The organism is Bradyrhizobium sp. USDA 4449 (assembly GCF_054056275.1).
The window spans coordinates 3,492,326-3,512,593 of sequence record NZ_JBSRYD010000001.1; the positions used below are offsets into that span (position 1 = coordinate 3,492,326).

Here is a 20,268-nt window from a genome sequence, read left to right on the forward strand (position 1 = left end):
GAACGCAGCATCTTCCCTGCTAAGCCCCGCGGCAATCGCCCGTCAAAATTTATTCTGTTCATTGCGTCCTGCAACAGACGGCCGTGCTGACGATGGCAATGGGGCTCGTTCTGACCGCGCCGATCGGTGCCTTGCAACGTTCATCGCAACTGCCAACCTCCGAATGTTTCGACGACCGTTTGAATCCGCCCAGTACACGAGCGAGCAGTTCCAGCGTTTGATGGCCGATCACGGCATCATCTGGTGCAGCATGAACCATTGCGGCAACGTAAGGCACAATGCACCGCCTCGTCTCTGCTCTTGTAACTTTTGCTCTCCGTTCGTTCGGCCTTGAGCGACGAGAAGAAGCTCTCCATGGTTGGTGTATCGATCGACTTCCTTCTCCATCATCCGGTCGGCGTGTTGGTCCGTCCGAGATTAGCTATGGCGGAGCGGAGTTCTCCTCGAGCACGGCTCCAACCAGCATCGAGATCGCGCAAAACTGCGGATCGTTGGTCGACGGCCATATCGAGCGCATCAAGCGCCTCTTTAACCGCCTCCGGAGCGGGCCCTCCGCCGTTCCGAGCCTCTCGCATGATGGCAGCCGGAGCTGGCCAGAGTTCGGGATTGAGCACCCCACCATCTTGTATAATCCCAAACAGATTTGGTGAGCCTCGTTCAATAAGTTTGGTAACTACCTGGCCGATCTGATTGTGAGCGGAGCGGAAATCCAGATCGCCACCGAGCGTGAGGCGCGTCGCCGTCTCCATGGCATTCACGAACGACGCTTGGAGCATTGCGGATGCTGTGTCTTCCGCGATAATCAAGCCCGAGAGACACAGGCGGATGAGGCGCGCCGCCCCAATGGAATGGTCGAGCCCAGGCCAGACATTGCGCGTAGCTTCCGTTCCGACCGCCACACAGTTCGTGAACGGCGTGCTATGCATCGCGGTGATTGCGGCCACGAAACTTCCAAGGATCGCGCCTGCTTTTCCTTGGGCTTGCTCGAGAAGGAAAGGGTTGCGCTTATGAGGCATCGCGGAGCTAGATCCGACTAGTTCGTCAGGTAGAGTGGCCAATCCATGATTGCCGACCCACAGCAGCAACGTCTCGGCGATGCGGCCTAGAGATGATCCTAGAATCGCACAAGCAGCCAGGACACGAAGAACCAGGTCCCGAGAGGCCACGCTGTCAATCGAGTTAAGCGGCGGGCTCGAGAAGCCAAGCAGCCTGGCCGTCAACTCCGGGAGGATGGGCAAGGTTGTGCCGCCGCCGGCGCCCGCCCCGAGGCATGAAAGGTTGAGAATTGGATGCACGGCCAGAAGCGCATCTAGATCGCGCGCGAGCGCGCTGGCGAAGGCAGTCAGATGGTGCGCCAAACTGGATGGCAATGCTGGTTGACGGTGGGTGTGCAGCGGGAAGACGGTCTCAAGGTGTTTGCGAGCCAGACTGGACAGCAGTCGCAATAGCCTTAGTAGTTCGTCTGACAGTGCCTGATACGGCGTTCTCAGCTTTAGTTTCAACAGGGTCGCGTTGATATCGTTTCGGCTCCGGCCAAGATGTAGATTGCTGGCTTCGTTGCCAATTACTGAACGGAGATGATCCTCATAAGCGAGATAGGAGCCACGGGGGGCGGCGCGACTTGCAATGCTCTGAAAGGATTCATCTTGGAGTTTGTCAAGCTCGCTCAGCACGTTTACGGCGAGAACGCGGTCAATCAATCCTACTCGCTCAAGCATGATGGCCTGGGCGCGATCGATATCGGCGTAGAAGGGTAGCTCGTCCTTCGCCGCGCGCTGTAGATCACTGTCGAAAACGATGGCGCTGGCTTCAGGATGAAGAGTCGATTTGATCCGGCCTGTGCTCTGCAAGAATATCTCCTCATGCGCCAACGATGAAAGCGGCGGCGGCTTCGGCGCGCCGTGCAACAGCAGCAGGGTCGTCGCCAACTGCAATGACGTGACCGACCCGGTCGCGGAAATCGTTTTGACGCCTGAACTGGATTGGCAGAGTTTGGTACAGTACGAACTCCGTCACTCCGAAGCGGTCGACGAGCTGCTCGCAATTCGGAGGTAGGTCGAAGAAGCCGTCACGCTCCGGAACAATGAATCGTATCGAGCCGTGTGCGTCTCCGGCCAAGGCGGGCGAGGACAATCCGAGCAGGCTACGGAGGACCGCGAGGACCGGGTCAAAACCCGTTGTGTAACGAAAAAGGGTGGGGATCGAACCGCCAGCAAGACGTGGATTGACCTCAATTATCGTGACACGATCCTCGCCGAGCCGGAGTTCGACATGAGCTGGTCCTTTCACGTGCCCGAGAACTTGGATGGCGTGCAGCGCCTCATTTTCGATTTTCATGCGCAAGCTGGATGAGATCGGCGCTGGTATATCATGTCCGATTTCAACGAAATGCGGCAAAGGTCCAAGGTGTTTCCGCGTTACGCCGATGATCTTGCTATCGAGAACCTCGACTGAATACTCCTCGCCGGCGACATACGACATAAGAAGAGCACCAGGCTCGATAGGTCGGCCACGCACGTCATTCGTCGTTTGCAGTAGGTTGCGCAAAGCATCACTTGCAACTGTTTCGGTGTCGACGAGGGTGACCCCGATACTGCCGCTCCCGCTGATCGGCTTGGCTACCGCAGGTAACCCGATTGTTTTGATCGCGTTGCCGATATCGCACTCCGCTCGCACTGTCGCGCTATCGGGCACGCCGATACCTGCCATCCGCAGGGCGGCGGCCTGGCGATCCTTATCTTGACAAAGCGCGATTGCGTTCGGATCCGGACCACTAAGCCCTAGCCGCCTGGCTTCCAGCGCTGCTGCATAAAGGTAGAAATCGCTGGAAGACGTGAGCAGCGCAATCGGCATGTTCGTTGCCACGCTTTCGATTACAGCTCTAACATCGGCCTCTGAGGACGTGTCGCAAGTGCGTAGCTCGAGGCCCGACATGCGACTCAGAAAGGAATACCGTTCGGGTGACGCTGTAACAAAGATCGGAACAAGCCCAAGCTCTTGTGCCCGCCGAATAAAGTCGCCGCCCGAGCCAGTGGTGTTGGACTCGATGAAGATCGCAGCTGAGTTGGTCATATGTGTATACTTCAATTGTAGCAAGGGTGATCACCCATTACCTCGGTCAACGAGCGACGATCCCAATTGAAACGGCACCACCCGCTATCGGCATGAAGCGGATGATGGACAAGGACAGGCTCGGTCGCGGCGAGTGCGGTCTGATAGCCGTTGGCGTACATCCACGCGGGATCGTAAACGTTGTGCTCGTAGCGATTGCTGTCGTCGGGGAAGACGGCGAGAACCTTGCTTTTGGTGAAGCGCTCGGCGTACCACTTAGCCACTAGATAGGCCGCCCCGCTCGTCGGCCCACGCCTTAGCGTTGTCTCGCGGTGGAGTCGGTGCGCAGCTTGATATGCTTCGTTAGCGCCGAGCCAATGGATTTCATCAAAGGCTTCGTGGAACAAGTTGCCTGGTAGAATACTGTTGCCGAGCCCCCGCAAATCACGCTGGCCCGGCGGCTGCCCGAACAAGACGCTACCGAAGGTGTCGATTCCGATGAGTTTCATTTCGGGAAAGAATGCTCGACAATAGTGGGCAAGGCCACAGGATGACCCCCCTGAGCCTACCGTTGCGACTAGAATGTCGATCTTCCCAAAGTGCCTTATGGCTTGCTTGGCTGGGCGCGCATACGAAAGATAGTTGCCGACGTTGTCGTACTGTCGAGACCAGGTGGCTCCGGTTTGATCCATAAAGTCGAGGAGCGCCTTTTTTCGGAGCTGCTGGACGTTCGCGTCGGACGCTGTCGCCTCGACGAGGTGAACTTCAGCGCCTAACTCCTCGATCGTGCGTTTAAGGGGGGGCTCGATGGCGCGGTCGCCGAAGATGTGTAACTTGAGCGAGAACTGCATGCAAACGATGGCGAGACCGAGAGCCATTGTTCCGCTCGAGGTTTCGACAATCGTGGTGTTAGGGCCGATTGAGCCATCGCGAAGGCCTGATTCAATGATGTTGAAGGCAGGAAATACCTTCATGACCCTGAAATCGATCGCTGCCAGGTTTTCAGGCCGCAGAGAAACTATTTTCAGAGGCGCATGGGCGTCGATGGTGTCGGAAAGCGTCTGCGCCATCGTCGATCCTCAATAAGGAGTCGAGAAACCGCGGAGGATATCGAAGCCAAGGCAACTGACCGCGGATTTAGCCTCATCCAGTCGGTTGCGAAGGTCGGCTAAGTGCGGGTCGAAGATCAGGCCGGCGACCGTGCCGCTATGGGCAACAACAATACCGGCCGATCCCGTGTCGTCCTTGATGCGGAGGAGTTCGTCGAACTTCGGCTTCTTGAGCGGGTTCTGCAGGGCGGTCTCGCTCTGTATCGCGGAGAAAGTCGCGACCCGGCCGGCGAGTGCGACGCTCTGCTCAGCTATTGCACGCTCCAGAACGGCCAATGCGCAGCCGAAGGCGGCGATCTGATCACGTGAGTAGCGCGCTCGCGGCAGGCAGTCCGTTCCAATGCCTCCCTTGGCCGCGCCGGTGTCGAACCCCAAAACGTACATTTGTGGGAGAGGCCCATTGAATAGCTGGACACCTTTGCCCATTCGTTGAGCGAAAAGAATGGTGCTGCTTGTGGAGTCAAACATCAGCGAATCGCACGCATGCTCAGCCGCCACCGCAAGTTCCGCCTGAAGATGGGGCGCCAGAAGCACGCGTGATCCACGATAGGCTGCGACGCACTTAGCGATCGCACGGATGGAGGCCACTACACCGCTCGTCGACGAGCCCATGCCGGCGCCTTCTGGAACAAAAGTCCTGACTTCAAGAGTGGCTGCCATATTCCTCAATCCAAAGGCATCGAGGGCAAGTCGAGCGGCGAGCTCACATTTGTAGAAATGACTTGGTGTGACTTGGATGCCGGTGCGGCCGGCATGCGGCACAAACTTTCCGATGCGGCTCGGCTCCAACGTCGCACGGGCTTCCGACCCATCGGCGTGGGGCATGTGAACTGAAACGAGCGCGCGCACCGTGCGGCGGTCCGCCCCTTTCTCAACAGCGAAAGCTCCCTGGAGCAGCTCGCCGAAGTGAGGGTGGCAGGTGGCCACCCCGCATAGCTTCGCGGGTGAGTGGGAGCTAGCAATCTTGCCCTCATCTGGAGTTCTCGTCAGCATCTCCATCATATCATTCCTCTACCGCGGCCGCGCGGCTGAAGAGCAAGGGACTTGCGTTGAAGATGCCATAGAACCCGATGAAAACGGCGTTCATCCCGGGATGGCTGTTTACGAAGAGTGTCATGGGAACCAACCTGGAGCTTCATCTGCATCACTGCCGGCTCATTACTAGAGACCTCAATTCATCATGCTCCGTAGTTTGTGGTCGTGACAGCGTCGGGCCATTTGATGACGGCATGCGTCGCGTCTTCGCATGCCTGACTCTGTTACTGGATTAGCAGCCGCACATTTAGCGAGGCGTACAGATGCGCGCACCTACCAAGAGAGGGAGTTCGCGCGTCAAAATCGCGTTCAGCGGCCATGGGAGCTGCTCGACGTTCGATAGGCGACGCCAGTGTTGGCCGGACATGTTCGTATCTGCAGCCATACAGTAGTGGCGAGAAAGCTAAACTACGCAGATCTTCAAAGAGCGGAGTTCGTGAGCCAGCGCGGATCTTTTCATATTGCTTCAGACGCGTTGGAAGTAGTGCTCTCATTCCAATGCGTGTAGACCGAATGCCCGTTTCGAATCCTCCTTTGGCCTGAGTTCAGGAATCTCAGATCACTTTTCTGACTTGGTCGCCGCGGAGAAGTGCACGTCTAAGCTGCGTCTAGTTCTATCGGAGCAAGCTATCCGTTCTCGGTCGCCGGTCTCATGGGACGAGTACACCTACAGTCTGAGTCCGTCGTAGCAGGAAGACCTCATTCTTGTGGTCTCCGAAACATTGCGGCGGTTGTGTCTGGTTCGGTCGGACCGTCCAAACTTGTCAAGCGGCGAATGGTTGAAGCAGATGAGCCTTCTTGGCATTGGAGCTTTTGTCCAATCGAGGACATCCTGTTTGAAGCCCGACAAACGGGACGACCATTGTTTACTCGACAGCCGGGAGATCGGTTCGGCTCTGATGTGTTGCGCTGATGGAGCGCCAGATCTTGTTGGCACGCGGATTGCTGGAAGTTGACGAATCGCGTCACTGCGGAACGATCGCCCCCGTTCCGAAGGAGTTAAGATGAAACCATCTCCGTTGACTCAAATAGCTGACGCGGGCAGTGCGCCAGTCGAATTGACGGCCACTGGAGTTTTCTCACCTCGGTTGCCATCGGGCCAATCAGAAGAATCCCCCGGCACCGTGGTCATGAGATTTATAGAAGGCGATCGCAAGATTGAGGAGACAGAGCTGCAAGCGCGTAGCATTACGCGTCAGCATCATGTCACCAAATTCTACCGCGAGCAGATGGCGAACAGCGGTTACTACGAGCAGCTAAGACGGATTGTTGAGCCCTCGGTTAAGGAGCTCGACAGTCCGGGCGTTTTGGACACGAGTGGTGAGCACGACAATACCGTGGTGTGTGGACTTCAGCACAAGTACGCACAGACCGGCTTGCTGCTGGTGACTAACCGTTGTGCCTCATATTGTCGTTTTTGCTTCCGCAAGCGACTAGTCGGCCGAGAATCAGATGAGATCGTCCCGGATGTCGCGGAAGTTGGTCAGTACATTAGCTGCCATCCTGAGATGACAAACGTGCTGCTGTCGGGAGGCGACCCCTTTGTTCTTAGTACGGCGAAGCTCGACGAGATTCTTGCTCATCTCCTCTCGATTCCGCATCTAGCTTCTATTCGAATCGGCACCAAACTGTTCGCCTTTGAACCAAAGCGCTTCGAGGATCCCGCTCTACCTGCTCTCTTCCAACGAATACGTGATGCGGGCAAGACCGCAGTGCTTGTCACGCACTTCGATCACATTGGTGAGATCTCGGTAGATGCTGAGCGAAATATCCGGTCCTTGCGTGCACAAGGAGTTCAGTTCCTCAATCAATCTGTATTGCTTGCAGACGTAAATGACAACTCGGAGCTTCTGGCAGCGACTTTCTCTAAGTTCCACAAAATGGGCGTCCGCCCTTACTATCTCTTTCAAGCAAGGCCGGTAAAGGGTGCGTCCCATTTTCAGGTGCCGCTTCGTCGCGGAATAGAGATTGCCAACGGCGTCAATCAACGTTTGGCGGGCATCGAAAAGACCTTCAAATATATCATGTCGCATTACACCGGGAAGATCGAGATTCTTGGTCTGGGCGATGATGGACGCATCTATATGCGATATCATCAAAACAAGATTCCGGAAAAAATCGGAAGGATCTTTTCCAGGCAATACGTCGAGTCCGCTTGCTGGTTAGATGATTTGCCGGAGGATGATCGATTGAAGAACTAGGCCGCCGCGGGGCGACGTGATGAACTTCCTTGGGCGGAAAGGTGCAGAAGACGACCAAGCCAAGGGCGGCGGCTCCTAGACTGCGGCCTCATCTGCTCCGCGGCAACAATGTACCCAGTCGTCCAAGAACGGTCGCAGCGGGGCTACGATAAAGAGGGCTCCGGTACTAATTCGGGAACACATGTTGTCGTGCCGAGCAGGTTCCCGGGCTGATCGTGTGGAGGATCGCAGTGCACGAAGGCTGGGTAGGAGCCTGACAAAACGCACACATGAGGGCGCTAAATTGAACCGCCATCTTGATATGAAGACATCTGCGGTCAGTTTAAGTCGAGCACGCGGTTCCATTGCTTTGACGGCGGATGGCCGGAGGATCATCGACTTTTACTCAGGAGCCGGGTCGCTAAACTACGGCCACAACAATCATCAGATCAGGCAGGCCGTTCTCGAGTATCTAACGTCAGATGCGGTGGTCAGCGGGTTTGACATGGCGACTTCTGCTGAACTTAAGTTTGTAGATACGTTCGGATCTGCCGTGCTTCGCGAACGGCGTTTGCTGCCATATCATTTCAAATTCACTGGACCAAGTGACGCCATCGCTATCGACGCAGCTCTGGAGCTCGCGCGCCAAGTCACGGGACGTCAGAATATCGTCTTGTTCACCAGTGGAGAGAGCGGCGTGAGTCCTGGATCCATCGCTCTGCCCGGTTGCGGGCTTCGACGTACTGGCTTTGACGTATCTCCACGCGGACTAGGTCTTGTCCCGTTCGACGGCTATGTAGGGCCCGTCGTTGGCACAACCGACCATTTGCGAACGTTGTTGCGTGACCAGTACAGCGGCATTAATAGTCCAGCTGCCATTCTGGTTGAAGCTGTACAGCGAAATATAGGCATGAACGTAGCTGGCAAAGAGTGGTTAAGGGCGGTCCAGGCAATTGCGAAAGAGACTGACGCCGTTTTGATACTAGACGAAACGGAAATGGGCTGTGGCCGGACAGGCCAATTTTTTAGTTTCGAGTTCGCAGGCTTATCGCCGGACATCATTGTGATGTCGAGGTCTCTGAGCGGCTGTGGTTTGCCGTTGTCAATGCTGCTGATTAAAGATGAGGTCGACCATACTTGGCCTGTGCAGCACGCCGGTACGGAAAAGACTGACATTGCGTTTGCGGCTGCGGCCGCTGCCATCGACATCTATTGGCGCGATTGCCTCCTCTCGGAGGAGGTTCAGCGCTTGGGAGAGCTTGCGCGAAGCCGGCTCAACGCCATTGCGTGCCACCACGGGACCAGCTTTTCTGTTCGGGGGAGGGGGCTGGCGTTGGGATTTGATTGCCAGTCATCGGAAATTGCAGAAGCGACCAGACGCAAGGCCTTCGCGAGAGGTCTATTTATTGAACGATGCGCCTCGGCTGGTCAGGTCATACAATTCTTGCCGGCACTCACGATTGACACCGAGACTCTCAATAGCGGCCTTGAAATATTCGAAGAGGCCTTGGCAGAGGCCCTGGATCAAAGAGGGACTTCGAGATGTAAATCCCGGCGGGGTAGAGACAAAGATGATGTGACTTGACCTGGCACTAAACTGCGTGTCGGCATTTTGTCCGGCCAGTAGGGGTAAGCAATGGACGACCAGATCACGAAGCCAATGCCTTTGCGGTGAGATGGGCACCACCGGAAGTAGAGTGGTGGTGCTGAAAAGGGGTCTGCAAGCAGGCGAAAGGTTGCGCACATGTGGCATAAGGGCAGAACTCTTTCGAGTGAAGAGCAGTTTGGCCGAAAAATACATGAGACCCCAGCCGCTACTGGAGGCAAACTCAATGGGAAGTCAAAGTATCGAAACGTCGTGAGCCGTTGTAGAGGCGCAGGACGATTAAAATAATTGTGCTGCGTGCGGCGGCTCGGGAAACGTTTGGTGAACGACTCCTGCGTTCCTCGAGAACTGCAAGCTGAAGTGAAATAAGTTCGCGTTCGGCTTGTGGTTTGCCAAACAAGAGTTGCGAGTTTTGATTTCGATCAGGTCAATGTGAATGACATCAGTCTCGTTTCATCTCGCGCGCACATGCGTACGAGCGGCATCCCACCACTTAGCCTGTAGAGCGCCCACAGGAAAAGGTAGTACGGCATTCAGTTTCCAGAGCGTAGCTTGTTTGATTGTTATAACGTGCGAGGTAACTCATGACGGTCGACGAACCTGCGGCAGCAGTGTGCGCACGCATTCCGGTGCATGTCTCACGGTCCATTCCAATATACGACACCATGGCCGCCCAGAAAGATATCAACCTGTTCATGGGGTTCGATTTTCATGAATATGTCTCAGTTACCCAAGCAATTCCGACGAAAGGGCGAACATTTCCAAACTTTCGGCCTGATCGATCGACTATTCGCCCCGGCGAGGGATATTGGGTGGTTGGCCTCGACAAGAACAGCGAGGTCGTACTTACAAATGCTACACGGCTGTATGACCTTTCTCACAGTAACTTTGCGGAGCATCTTCGGTCGCTGAAAGCATTTTACAGTGACCCGATCGTCCAGGCCCATATTAATGACTATTGTGCTTGCATGGCCCCTACCGCAGAGGAAATGACTGGAAGAATAGCCTATAATGGAGATCTTTGGGTGCGCGGGGATTTCAGGGAGCAGGGTGTCGCGAGGATGATAGCCCGAGTTACACACCGGTTATCGTATGCTATTTGGGCCCCCGATTTCTTATGCGCGCTTGTGGCTCGCTGGCGAGTGGATAAAGGACTTCCGCACTACCCTCATCATGAATCCGGCGGGTCGATCTTGCGGCTTGCTGAAGAGGATATTGCTGAGGATAATTCGCTAGTGTGGGTAACAGGCGACGAGCTAAAAAGTGAAGTTTACCAGTGCTCTAAGGATCTTTTTGCCGCGCCATCAAATGGTTCGTGGTTCGAGACAGCGGGCGGTTGATTCCGTGGTGTCCGCTACCGTAATTGGATGCCGATCGTGAATTTGGCGAGGTGGCGCACCAATCAGGTTCAGAGTCGACTGCGAGACCTTTGTTCAGCGGAGCAGTCGCTTGCAGGAGAGCTCGACCGTAAGAGCGCAAGCGAGCAAATCGAAGTCATCTACCTCCTTCAAAGTGTAGATATCGGCATTCCGTGGCCAAAGCAGCCGCCGGCCTAAAAACTGGGCCTGAGATGTGTGTTTCACACTCCGTGCCGGGACGAACCGGTCACGTTCCGCTGATACAACAACCGGCGTTGGTTACGGCCCCGTCAAGCTTGCGAGTGCGGCGCGGCAATCTGGGTAGGAAGTCGTATTGCCTCATGTACTGATGCTTCCGGGTGCGATCGGTTGCCTCATTTAATTTGCTCCTGGCTTGAGTTGAGGAGGAGGCCGGGTGCGGAGATGGCCGGGGTTTCGGAGCGCCCGGCCTCCTCCGCTGGTACCTCGCACGTCATTGGGGTGTTGTGACCTCGTACCCCGGCGGCATTTTCTCGCTACGAGCGAACAGCAGCGCATTCGCTTGCTCGCTGCGCCAGGATTGCAGCCGACGTTGAAGGGTTCGAAGAAGCTTGTTCGGATAGGCTCCAGGATATTCCATCTGCAAGCGCGAGAGCAGTTCGCTACCAGTCCGCCAAGGCTCAGCTTCAAACCATTTTCGCAAATCTGGCGTTGCTCGGATGAGCGGGGCGGGACGACGTCGGCCTCTTTTCGCCTTCACGAGTGGCCGATCCGTCGGTCGCATGGCTCCGTCCTTCCAGGCCGTGCGCAAGCTTGCCAGGAAGCGATCGATCGGTTGCGATGCCACAGCAGGATGGCCGATTGGTTGGGTATCAGCGAGGGCCGCGAGGCGCTCCTGCACGTCGCGGATGTCGCGCAACAACGCGACTGGATCGAGAGCGGCATAGATTTCTTGGAGGTGATGGCGGACAGCGTCAGGCGTGCGGGCGTCCGCCGCCAGGCGCTGGTGTGGTGTAGCCGGCGCGCTGTATGTCTTCGGTACACGGGCACCTTCGCGCTGCTTGGCTATCAATTTGAACGAGGGTTGGAAGAAGTTCACGAACAGCCGCGCCGATCGATAGAGTTCAGCCAGCAGCTTGGCCGCTTCCAGGCCCTCGAACCGACGATAGCCGACTATCCTGCGCACGACGGCGCCGTTCTTCTGCTCGACGAACGCCTGGTCATTTTTTCGGTAGGGCCGGCAACGCGTGAAGACGATGTTGGCCGCCTCGAGTAGGCTTTCAGCGTCTCGTTTATAAACACCGTATCATTGTCAGTATCGAAGCCGAGCAGCGCAAAAGGCGATTGTTTGCGCAATTCCGTCAGCACCGTGCTCAACAGCGTCCGTTCGCGCACGATCAGAGGAGCGCACTCCGTCCAGCCGGTAGCAATGTCGGTGAGCACGAGGGCCTGGATGAAGCTGCCGCGCGCAGATGGACCGCTATGCGCGACAAGGTCGGCCTCGACGAATCCGGGCGCCGGATCATTCCAATCTGCCGACGTCCTTATTGGAACACTGCGACGCAACGAGTGCGTCGCGTGCCGCCGACGCTTGCGACCTAATCCTTCTCGGACCCGCACCAATGCGCGGTCGATCGTCGCAGCGCTCATTGCCAAAAGTTTGTCGCGGATCTCGGGGGCAAGGTCGAGGTGGCCATGCCGTTCCATCGCCTCAATCAACGCAGGCATTAACGCCTTCAGCCGCTTCCCGCAGATCCGGTCTGACGCCTCCCAAAGGAGCACGAGCGCGTTGTGTTCTACCTCATTATACATTCGACGTCGCGCCCTTCGGCTTGGGCGCGCGTCTTCCTGACCTCGAAGTAGTCGCATCGCATGCTTGCGATGGAATCCGGTGATGTCGACGAACTCGTCCAATATCCGCGTCTTCTTCGCGCGATCCGAACGCCGATAGCGCGCGCCTGCTGCCGCCGTCAGTTCCTTCCGCGTTGCCATGCTTAGCCACCCCATCTTCGCCCCCGCTCGCTCCCGATCCAAGGGAGCAATTTACGTGAGGCAACGGCTCAGCATCCGGTAACAATTAGGGCGAGGCAATGCGCTCTTCCATCCAGATGGTCGCGCTATATGCGAGGCTTAAGCGTTTTTACGCGCCGATAAAAAACGCAGCCGCGAAAGTGATAAAACACGTGGTGCGGCAAACTTCCGTGACCATCATGAACCTCAGCCCCGGCCTGTTGGATCACGTGTCTGGGCTTTCGCGAAGATGCGCTCGGCGGTACGAAGATGTTCCGCAGATAGTTTTGGTGCAGCCTGAGATTACCGCACCTTGCGGCAGCAAGCTGTGGGCCCTGTGTTTCGCGAGTTAGGAGAGAAGCATGTCAGTGCCGGCCTGGGTAGCTCCGGCCCTGATCATACCACGTAGCGCCGGAATGGCTTTCGTTCGCCGAATAGAAGCGGACAGCCGTAACAGGTTCATCGTCGGCAGGGCCATTAGCAATGAGATTTCCCCTGGTTGGTTCAAACCAAATTGTGAAAATGGAGACAAGATCCGACAGCAGGACCGCTGATCCATGCGTCAGCTCATGGAAGGGGAGCGACAGCAGCCGTATCGGGCGCTTCACGGAGACTCCTCTAACAAGGCGCCGCCCTCAAGAAGGTCTCCGGAAAGGAGTGCGTCACGCGCCCACCAGAGCGAATAGGCGCTCCTGGTACGGTCTTAACAGGGGCCGGGCGCACGGGAACATTTTGAGGAAGAAGACCCATGGCCAACCTGCCCTCGTGGGTTTTTCGGACTGCAAATATCGCCTTTCGGCCTTTGCGAGTTCGTCATACCTCAGGAGTTCGAAAATCTCGCTGAGCGGTGCAATGTGAGGTTCAATTCTGGCAACGCTCTCCTCAGCTGCGATACTATCGCAGACGCGTCGCATTGCAGCTGCCGCAGCCCGCATGGAGTGATTGGCCTAAACGACCGTGGAGATGCGCGCATCGCGATAGGCGGAGACTGGCGTTCGGTAGTATGTCGTCGGAACGATCACGACAGGAAGCCGGTTCTCCCACTTGTTGGCGAACGAAAGCACCTCGTCCGCGACACTCTTTCGCGAGTGAATCAGGATAGCATCCGCTCCCGCGTCGGCATAAGCGTGGGAACGTACGATGGCTTCGTTCAGTCCGTGCTCGGCGATCAGCGCTTCAATCCTGGCGACGAGAATAAGAGTTTCGCCGACTGCATCCTTTACAGCCCGCAGACGACCAGAGAACTCATCGACATCGGCGAGTGGATGCCGCTCTCCAATGAGGGAGTTGAGCTTCGGCAAGCAGCTGTCCTCAAGCGAGAGCCCCGCCGCGCCAGCCTGACGCAGTTTGCGTGCGAGAAGGCGCGCATTATTGAAATTGCCGAAGCTCCATCCCCGTCCACGAGCACCGGTATCTCGGTCGTATCCACGATGCGTTCGACGCTCTCGACGAGCTGGCTTCATGAAGCTTCGTTGGCATCGCGAAAGCCCAACGAGCTGGCGATCGACAAACCAGACGCCCAGAGCCCCTTGAAGCCCAAGCGCTTGGCGATTTTAGCCGAAAGGCCATCATGCGCCTCCATCAGAAACGAGAGCTTACCAGTGGAACAGATCTCTGCCCGACGCCCTTCGACAGCCGGTCGCCGCGTGTATTCATCATCTGCGGTTGGCTGGATGGCTTGTGGTTGACATTGCATGCACAAATCCTGGAAGCCGAGCTTCGATCGGCGCAAAGTCGTTGATCATATCCTTTTGGATTGACAGCGATCAATGACTAGCTTTGGTAGTTTATTTTGACGTAAAGAGCTTTCATGATGCAAAGAATTGACGTGATACGTAAAGTCGTCGTTATGAGTTCATGGGCGTTGATCCCGCTCTCTGGCGCAACGCCTTAGTGACGGGTGATATCCGGTTCACAGAGTTTGATATCGATCGGTGCGATTGTCGCAATGCAGTTTGTAGCGTTTATGACATATGGTGAGAGCTTCTCGATATGGCCGGCTTGAGACCGCCGCCGCGCGAGAGCGGAGCCGCTATCTCCGAAGAACTTGCTCTGATTCGGCGATAGTTTGCCTGCGCGGATGAATGGTACGGCATTTGCTGATGCATTCCTGTTCTCTTAAGCCCAGGAAAAAGTCATGGCCGATGTCCAAGAGAAACTGGTTGTACTATCGGAACGCGAAAAACAATGTTTGCGGTGGGTCGAGAAAGGGAAGTCATCCTGGGCGATCGGGGTCATCCTGAACGTCAGCGATAACACCGTTAACTTTCATATCAAGAATGCGATGCGAAAGCTCGAGACGAGCACCCGGACCCAGTGTGTCGTCAAAGCGCGGCGTCTGGGTCTTTGTAGACCACGGTTCGCGGTGGGGCTAATGAGCCCGTAGATTGATGGGGCGAAAAGCGAGGCAAATTGCGCCCCGCGAACTAAACTGGGGATCGAAGAGGCGCTGATACCATAAACATGGCGTGCCTCCATGTCCTAGCCTTTAATGGTGAAGCGCAACGCGGACGAGCGAGCCGACGTAGTGCCGCCGGCCCGTCATGCTCTTGAAAGATCGAGACGGTGAGCCCGACCCGAATCGTCTATCTCCCTGTGCGAGCCCCTTGGCCATATGCCTGTCACAGGTTGAAGTCCGGTGGCTAGCCAGACGGCTTGGACGGCGTCGGCGGGACTTTGGGGTGGCAGTGGAAGTCGGAAGACGCATTTCCAAAACGTGCTTCTGGTAGACGTTGCTCGAACTCTAGGGGTGTACAAGCCTCACCAATCGGGTGATGCTCACGGAGCTTTGCCGGTTTGGTGAACGATCTTCGGGGCACCAATCACCAGCTGGTCTTTTGGGTGATTAGAGCGGCGTGTGCTGCACGCACAATCCTCCTGTGAACCGTTAGCCGAAGCAACCGAAGCGGAGGCTAAAGCGTCATCAGGATCCTGCGGCCTGGAATTCGCGCCAGATACGTTTCTAACGTTCGCGTATTGAGCATAGCTAGGCAATTCGACAAAAAAAGCGCAAGCCCTTCGCATCGAGCTCGCGGCCTTAGTTGTCATCACTCTTGATGATCGGAAGACTCTTCGCTAGATCACCAGCGTTCAGTAAGGAGGTGCCGCCGTGGCAATGGGTATTGTGAAGTGGTTCAATCCGAGCAAGGGTTATGGGTTCATCAGACCCGAGGATGGAAGTCCCGATGTGTTCGTGCACCTCAGTGCCGTTGAAAAAGCTGGTTTCACCACCCTCGAAGAGGGAGCCCGCGTAAGTTATGAGCTCAAGACGGGGCGTACGGGCAAGATGTCGGCCGAAGATCTCCGCGTTGGCTGAATTGACCCAGCCGATGCGTCCAAAATGAGAGTACGGCTTGTCTCGAGCTGATGAGGGTATTTGTCTGGGGGGATGTCTCGCTGACGTGCCCCCTTTTACGCAAGATAGATTCGGCTTACCCGCGGAGCATGAAATTGTGATGGAGGTGAAGCGCTGGTCACCCAGGAGCCATCAGCTTGTCGTGCGACAAAAAGGGTCTCTCTCCGCCGCCCAGCAGGCCATCCTGGCGCCGGTGCGGGGATCTTTTCACCACGAGATCTGAGTAAGATGAACGCGTCAGTATAGCTCCGCGCGGTGCTCTGGCTGTGGGTCCGGCGCGTTTTCTCGGGCTGAATTGCGTGCTGAAGAGTCTGCGTCAGTCTGTGTGTTGGTAAGCACCACCTGAGACGAGACGTCGCGTGAGTTTCGCAAGCATTCGCGAATTGCTGATCAAGGGGCTCTTGAGACTTCTAGCGAGTCACGATCATCTCACGGGGGCCTGGACATTCATCAAAGCCGCCTTGCTAAGTAGGAACGATTGTTCCGCATCACCATGCTCCGTAAACAAGGACGGCATCGCTACAATGGCAAACTTGCGAGAAGCTGATGGGCTTCGCCGCTGGCCGCAAAAAAGCGGCGCTCCAGTTGCTGCATTCGGCCTTTCCGTCACGGGCTACGATCATACTAACGAGGTGTTCAGACCTACACCGGCAGCTTTGCCAATCTTCTGGCGGGGGGGCGGGACGCGTAAGAGCACAAAGCAATGCGTTCTGCTTTGCTTGTTATCGAGCTGCGGCGCAAAGTTCCTGAGGCGAAGAAGCCGTGTCTGATCCCGATCGGCGGTGTTACCTCGAGCAACGTCACTCAGATCGAATCCGAAGCCGCGCGTCGATAGGACGGCCGGCCGAGATCATGATGTAACCCTTGTTAATTCACGACTCCAGGGAATCCTCTACCCCTCGGCCCTGCGCCACCAACGACTTGAGTCGGTGATGTGATCGAGTCGAGCGGCAACGTGTTGTTCTCAGTCGTCGCTTCTCGCTCCTCGCCAAGCAGTCCGAGGTGAGTAATAACGCCCGACGAAGTCCAAGGCTTCTTTTCGTTAGATCCAGTTACGACAAAACGTCGCTTTCGGGCTTCCCGGATAACGGCTTGTGAGTTCTTCACGGACTGCGAGCTCCGTCCGATGCTCGGTTACTGATTGTTACCCACTGCTTTTCGCGGCGGCGTTGCACTGAGGAGGGAATTCGCATGGCCTCCCGGTACTTCGCGACCGTGCGGCGGGCAATATCAATTCCAGACGCGCGCAAGCGTTCCATGATGGTATCATCTGACAGGGGCGCAGACGGTTCTTCCGAATCGATTAGCTGCTTGATGTGGTGACGCACGGCCTCGGCCGAATGCGCCTCGCCGCCGTCGGCCGAGGCGATCGATGCCGTGAAGAAATATTTTAACGCGAATGTGCCGCGAGTTGTCGCGATGTATTTGTTCGCGGTGACGCGCGACACCGTGGATTCATGCATCTGGATGGCCTCCGCGATGTCCTTCAGATTTAGCGGCCTTAAGTGCGCCACACCATGGGTGAAGAAGCCGTCCTGCTGGCGCACGATCTCGGTCGCGACTTTCAGGATGGTGCGGGCGCGCTGGTCGAGCGCGCGCACCAGCCAGGTGGCGTTCTGCAGCGCCTCGGTGAAATACGACTTGTCGCCTTCCTTGCCGATTTTCTTCGACAGCTCGGAATAATATGTCTGGTTCACCAGGACACGGGGCAAAGTGTCGCTGTTGAGCTCCACATGCCACCCGTCATCAGGTCCCGGTCGGACATAGACATCAGGCATTATGGTCTGAAGCCGCGCCGAGCCGAACTTCAGACCCGGCTTGGGATTGAGGCGCCTGATCTCGCCGATCATGTCGGCAATGTCTTCGTCATCGACGCCACAAAGTGTGCGCAGGCTCTCCATGTTGCGCTCGGCGAGGAGATCGAGATGCTCGACGAGGGCCTGCATCGCGGGATCGTAGCGGTCGAGCTCGCGGAGCTGGATCGCCAGGCACTCGCTGAGAGACCGCGCACAGACGCCGGGCGGATCGAATTTCTGCAGCACGGCAAGAACGCCCTCGACGTCCTCTTGCGTTGCGCCAAGCCGCTCGGCTGCCCGGCCGAGATCGGACGGCAGGTAGCCGGCCTCGTCCACGAGGTCAATCAAATACTGCCCAATCATCCGCTGCGTGGGCGAAGTGAGGGCGACCGAGAGCTGCTCGGCGAGAGAGCCCAACAATGTTGTCTCGGCAGCAACAAAAGCTTCAAGATTGTAGTCTTCGTCACCGTAGGAGCCGCCGCCCCATTCGGTATAAGTGGTCGGCGCGGCATCCTGAGCGTCGCGTGGGCCCGCCTCGGCCGTCTGTTCGGCGCTGACCTCACCCACCCCACTTGGGGATTCGACGCCAGCTCCCTCGCCACTGGTGCGCTCGAGCAGAGGGTTGCGCTCGAGCTCCTCCTCCACGAAGGCCGTGAGATCGAGGTTGGACAATTGCAGCAGTTTGATGGCCTGCATCAACTGCGGCGACATGACCAATGATTGCGAATGCCGGTACTCTATTCTCTGCGCAAGCGCCATGGAGCAAGAACCAATACTGAACTTAGCCGAGGTTCCTTCATCTAGTCAGGAGCTGATCGACGCGCTTTGATGTCGCGCAAAAGCAGAGGCGAGGTTGGACTTCTGTGCAAGCGGGTTGGAGGACGGCAGCTATGCCGTAGGACTCTAGAGTAATTGAAAGCCGCTGCGAATGCTTGCGTCGTTCCAGCAAAACGCGATTTTCGCTTCTACGAGCACTGCCGGCGCGTCTGATTCTGAATGTCTTTTTAGCACTGGGTCCACCGGTGCTTTACCTGGCCTGACTTCCGCTTAATCGTGCTCTAAATGGCTATGAGGAACCAGAAGTCACCGCTCTGTGAGGGTCCTCAGCTCGCCCGCGAGTGCCAATGGGCAAACAGGGTGTTGCCTTTCCCACGAATCAAATTTGAGAATGCCTTAGCCCATTGGAAGGCAAGACCGGCCAAGGGAGCGAGTACGTCTTCAGCTGCGTGAAGCCGCGCATCGCCTCGGGAACACCCTCCTTATAGCCGAGCCCAGATTGCTTGATCCCGCCGAAGGGCGTCATTTCCGTCCGATAACCGGAGACTTCCCATACGTTCACGCTTCCTACGTCGAGACCATTGATCAATCTCGTGACATGCCCCGGTTAGAGCAAACACCCGCGGAAAGTCCAAACTTGGTCGCGTTCGCAATTGATATAATTTGATCGATATCGTTTGGGCAACGGATGATTGGCAGCACGGGCCCGAATGTCTCTTCAACAACAAGTTCGGAGGTTTCCCGAACATGATTCAGGAGCGTAGGTGGATGAAATGCGCCGTGAGGCCGACTGCCCAGTAGCCGGACCGCACCATCATCAATCGCGCCGGCGAGACGTCGAGCGATAAGTCGAGCGGCCTCTTGGCTGATCACGGTCCCGACGTCCACAAATAGATCGCTGGGGTCGCCGGTCATAAGCTGCCGCATGTAATGGAGCGCGCGATCTGCAAAATCCATAGCGATAGTTCCGGTCACCAGCGCCCGCTTGACGGCTGTGCATCGTTGACCCTAATTCTTGATTGCACCTTGGACTGCTAAATACGCTGCGCGTTCGGGATCAGCATCCTCAAGAACGATGATTGGGTCGTTCCCTCCGAGCTCAAGTATGAGCTTCCGGCCCGCTCGGCGACGTGGCGATGTATCGCTCCGCGCAAACGGACCGTAAATGTCACCAGCTCCGCATCTGGGTCGGTGAACATAGCACCTTCCAACGACTTGGGGTTCCCGTGAGGATTGAAAGCATTTCCTCTGGCAGTCCCTGCTCAAACAGTATCCTGCCAAGTGCCAGGGCGGTCAGTGGAGCTCGCTCGGATGGCTTTAGGACGACGCGATTGTTTGTCGCTATGGCGGGAGCAAGTTTATGGCTGACAAGATTGAGACGATGATTGAATGGGTTGATTGCGGAGATCACGCCGACAAGAGGCCTGCGGCGCATGGCAAAGATGCGTCGTTCGTGAGGAGTTGTGATGTCACATGGATAGATCTCGCGTTCGCTCTGGATCATGGCATGGGCGGCAAATGACCAGACGTCGCAGGCGCGTTTGGTCTCATGCAGGTCGTCTTTCAGGCAGAGACCGGTCTCCGACGTAATTAGCCGAGCAAACTGATCCTGATCTCGTCTGACCGCGCTTTCGGTTCCAAGGAGAATATCCGTCCGTTCGCGTCGGGTCAGCTTAGGACGAGTTCGCGCCGCCCACCTGAAACGCTTTCCGTACATGTTCCGGTCGTGCCTGTGGCACTTTGCCTACAAGCATTCCCGTGAAAGGATTCCTGGCTTCGATCGTCAGGTCCGAATGGGAAGGCGAACCTGCTATGATCATCGGCTGATAGTCTTCATCGAATTCAGGCGTGCGATAGCTTAACCAGGATGTGACTCTGAGATTATCGGAATGTGACGCGTCTTTGTGGGGAATAAATGCCCTGGCGGCGAGCGGCGTCGCCGGAGCGATTGTTTGAGGGCAGGTCGCTTTTGAAGGGGTTGCCGTGTAAGCCAGGCGCGGGATGGCCAGATT

General features: G+C 56.7%; 12 protein-coding genes and 3 pseudogenes. 5 read left to right on the forward strand and 10 right to left on the reverse strand.

Annotated elements, in window-relative coordinates:
• Nucleotides 1-386: 386 nt before the first annotated feature.
• From ACVIIW_RS16395 to ACVIIW_RS16410, 4 genes are read right to left on the reverse strand one after another with little or no spacing between them, the layout of a single operon-like run.
• Complete coding sequence (locus tag ACVIIW_RS16395; RefSeq protein ID WP_456701668.1) at nt 387-1,928, reverse strand: lyase family protein; 1,542 nt, start codon at nt 1,926-1,928, stop codon at nt 387-389.
• Complete coding sequence (locus tag ACVIIW_RS16400) at nt 1,861-3,096, reverse strand: ATP-grasp domain-containing protein (RefSeq protein WP_456701669.1); 1,236 nt, start codon at nt 3,094-3,096, stop codon at nt 1,861-1,863. Before ACVIIW_RS16400 ends, ACVIIW_RS16395 begins: the two co-directional genes overlap by 68 nt.
• Nucleotides 3,084-4,121, reverse strand: coding sequence for a pyridoxal-phosphate dependent enzyme (locus tag ACVIIW_RS16405; protein WP_456701670.1), 1,038 nt, complete (start codon nt 4,119-4,121; stop codon nt 3,084-3,086). The genes ACVIIW_RS16400 and ACVIIW_RS16405 overlap by 13 nt, the downstream gene beginning before the upstream one ends.
• Before the next feature lie 9 nt (nt 4,122-4,130).
• The gene (locus ACVIIW_RS16410; RefSeq protein ID WP_456701671.1) at nt 4,131-5,162 is read right to left on the reverse strand and encodes a GHMP family kinase ATP-binding protein; all 1,032 of its coding nucleotides are present in this window, start codon (nt 5,160-5,162) and stop codon (nt 4,131-4,133) included.
• 1,037 nt (nt 5,163-6,199) lie between these two features.
• On the opposite strand from ACVIIW_RS16410, the gene ACVIIW_RS16415 reads away from it, so the two are divergent.
• The 3 genes from ACVIIW_RS16415 to ACVIIW_RS16425 all read left to right on the forward strand — a co-directional run bounded on the left by ACVIIW_RS16415 (nt 6,200) and on the right by ACVIIW_RS16425 (nt 10,321).
• Nucleotides 6,200-7,396 carry a KamA family radical SAM protein gene (locus ACVIIW_RS16415; protein WP_456701672.1) on the forward strand — a complete coding sequence of 399 codons (1,197 nt, stop codon included), beginning with the start codon at nt 6,200-6,202 and terminating at the stop codon, nt 7,394-7,396.
• Nucleotides 7,397-7,679: 283 nt separating this feature from the next.
• Complete coding sequence (locus ACVIIW_RS16420) at nt 7,680-8,960, forward strand: aminotransferase class III-fold pyridoxal phosphate-dependent enzyme (RefSeq protein ID WP_456701673.1); 1,281 nt, start codon at nt 7,680-7,682, stop codon at nt 8,958-8,960.
• A 605-nt stretch (nt 8,961-9,565) separates the two neighbouring features.
• Nucleotides 9,566-10,321 (forward strand): hypothetical protein, encoded by a 756-nt coding sequence (locus tag ACVIIW_RS16425; RefSeq protein ID WP_456701674.1) that lies wholly within the window; start codon nt 9,566-9,568, stop codon nt 10,319-10,321.
• A gap of 490 nt (nt 10,322-10,811) precedes the next feature.
• Here the strand turns inward: ACVIIW_RS16425 and ACVIIW_RS16430 are convergent.
• Together ACVIIW_RS16430 and ACVIIW_RS16435 are read right to left on the reverse strand one after the other, a co-directional pair.
• Nucleotides 10,812-12,325: pseudogene (locus ACVIIW_RS16430) on the reverse strand (ISNCY family transposase).
• Nucleotides 12,326-13,110: 785 nt separating this feature from the next.
• Nucleotides 13,111-13,910 (reverse strand): annotated as a pseudogene (locus tag ACVIIW_RS16435) (isocitrate lyase/phosphoenolpyruvate mutase family protein); the annotation flags it as partial.
• 555 nt (nt 13,911-14,465) lie between these two features.
• Between ACVIIW_RS16435 and ACVIIW_RS16440 the strand changes: the two are divergent.
• Both ACVIIW_RS16440 and ACVIIW_RS16445 read left to right on the forward strand, forming a co-directional pair.
• A complete protein-coding gene (locus tag ACVIIW_RS16440; RefSeq protein WP_456701675.1) occupies nt 14,466-14,714 on the forward strand; it encodes a helix-turn-helix domain-containing protein in 249 nt (82 codons plus the stop codon).
• A gap of 723 nt (nt 14,715-15,437) precedes the next feature.
• A complete protein-coding gene (locus tag ACVIIW_RS16445) occupies nt 15,438-15,644 on the forward strand; it encodes a cold-shock protein (protein ID WP_456701676.1) in 207 nt (68 codons plus the stop codon).
• A 1,142-nt stretch (nt 15,645-16,786) separates the two neighbouring features.
• Here ACVIIW_RS16445 and rpoN read toward each other — a convergent pair.
• From rpoN to ACVIIW_RS16465, 4 genes and pseudogenes are all read right to left on the reverse strand, one after another.
• The gene (gene rpoN, locus ACVIIW_RS16450) at nt 16,787-18,238 is read right to left on the reverse strand and encodes an RNA polymerase factor sigma-54 (protein WP_456701677.1); all 1,452 of its coding nucleotides are present in this window, start codon (nt 18,236-18,238) and stop codon (nt 16,787-16,789) included.
• Between the two features lie 397 nt (nt 18,239-18,635).
• Complete coding sequence (locus tag ACVIIW_RS16455; protein ID WP_456705173.1) at nt 18,636-18,818, reverse strand: aldehyde dehydrogenase family protein; 183 nt, start codon at nt 18,816-18,818, stop codon at nt 18,636-18,638.
• 23 nt (nt 18,819-18,841) lie between these two features.
• Nucleotides 18,842-19,537, reverse strand: a pseudogene (locus ACVIIW_RS16460) (aldehyde dehydrogenase family protein).
• A complete protein-coding gene (locus tag ACVIIW_RS16465; protein ID WP_456701678.1) occupies nt 19,425-19,973 on the reverse strand; it encodes an aldehyde dehydrogenase family protein in 549 nt (182 codons plus the stop codon). Before ACVIIW_RS16465 ends, ACVIIW_RS16460 begins: the two are co-directional and overlap by 113 nt.
• Nucleotides 19,974-20,268: the final 295 nt, after the last annotated feature.

Bases quoted from the DNA above. Each gene is read 5' to 3' on its own strand.
- ACVIIW_RS16405 (WP_456701670.1), bottom strand. From the start codon at position 4,121: ATGGCGCAGACGCTTTCCGACACCATCGACGCCCATGCGCCTCTGAAA.
- ACVIIW_RS16410 (WP_456701671.1), bottom strand. From the start codon at position 5,162: ATGATGGAGATGCTGACGAGAACTCCAGATGAGGGCAAGATTGCTAGC.
- ACVIIW_RS16415 (WP_456701672.1), top strand. From the start codon at position 6,200: ATGAAACCATCTCCGTTGACTCAAATAGCTGACGCGGGCAGTGCGCCA.
- ACVIIW_RS16425 (WP_456701674.1), top strand. From the start codon at position 9,566: ATGACGGTCGACGAACCTGCGGCAGCAGTGTGCGCACGCATTCCGGTG.
- ACVIIW_RS16440 (WP_456701675.1), top strand. From the start codon at position 14,466: ATGGCCGATGTCCAAGAGAAACTGGTTGTACTATCGGAACGCGAAAAA.
- rpoN (WP_456701677.1), bottom strand. From the start codon at position 18,238: ATGGCGCTTGCGCAGAGAATAGAGTACCGGCATTCGCAATCATTGGTC.
- ACVIIW_RS16465 (WP_456701678.1), bottom strand. From the start codon at position 19,973: ATGTACGGAAAGCGTTTCAGGTGGGCGGCGCGAACTCGTCCTAAGCTG.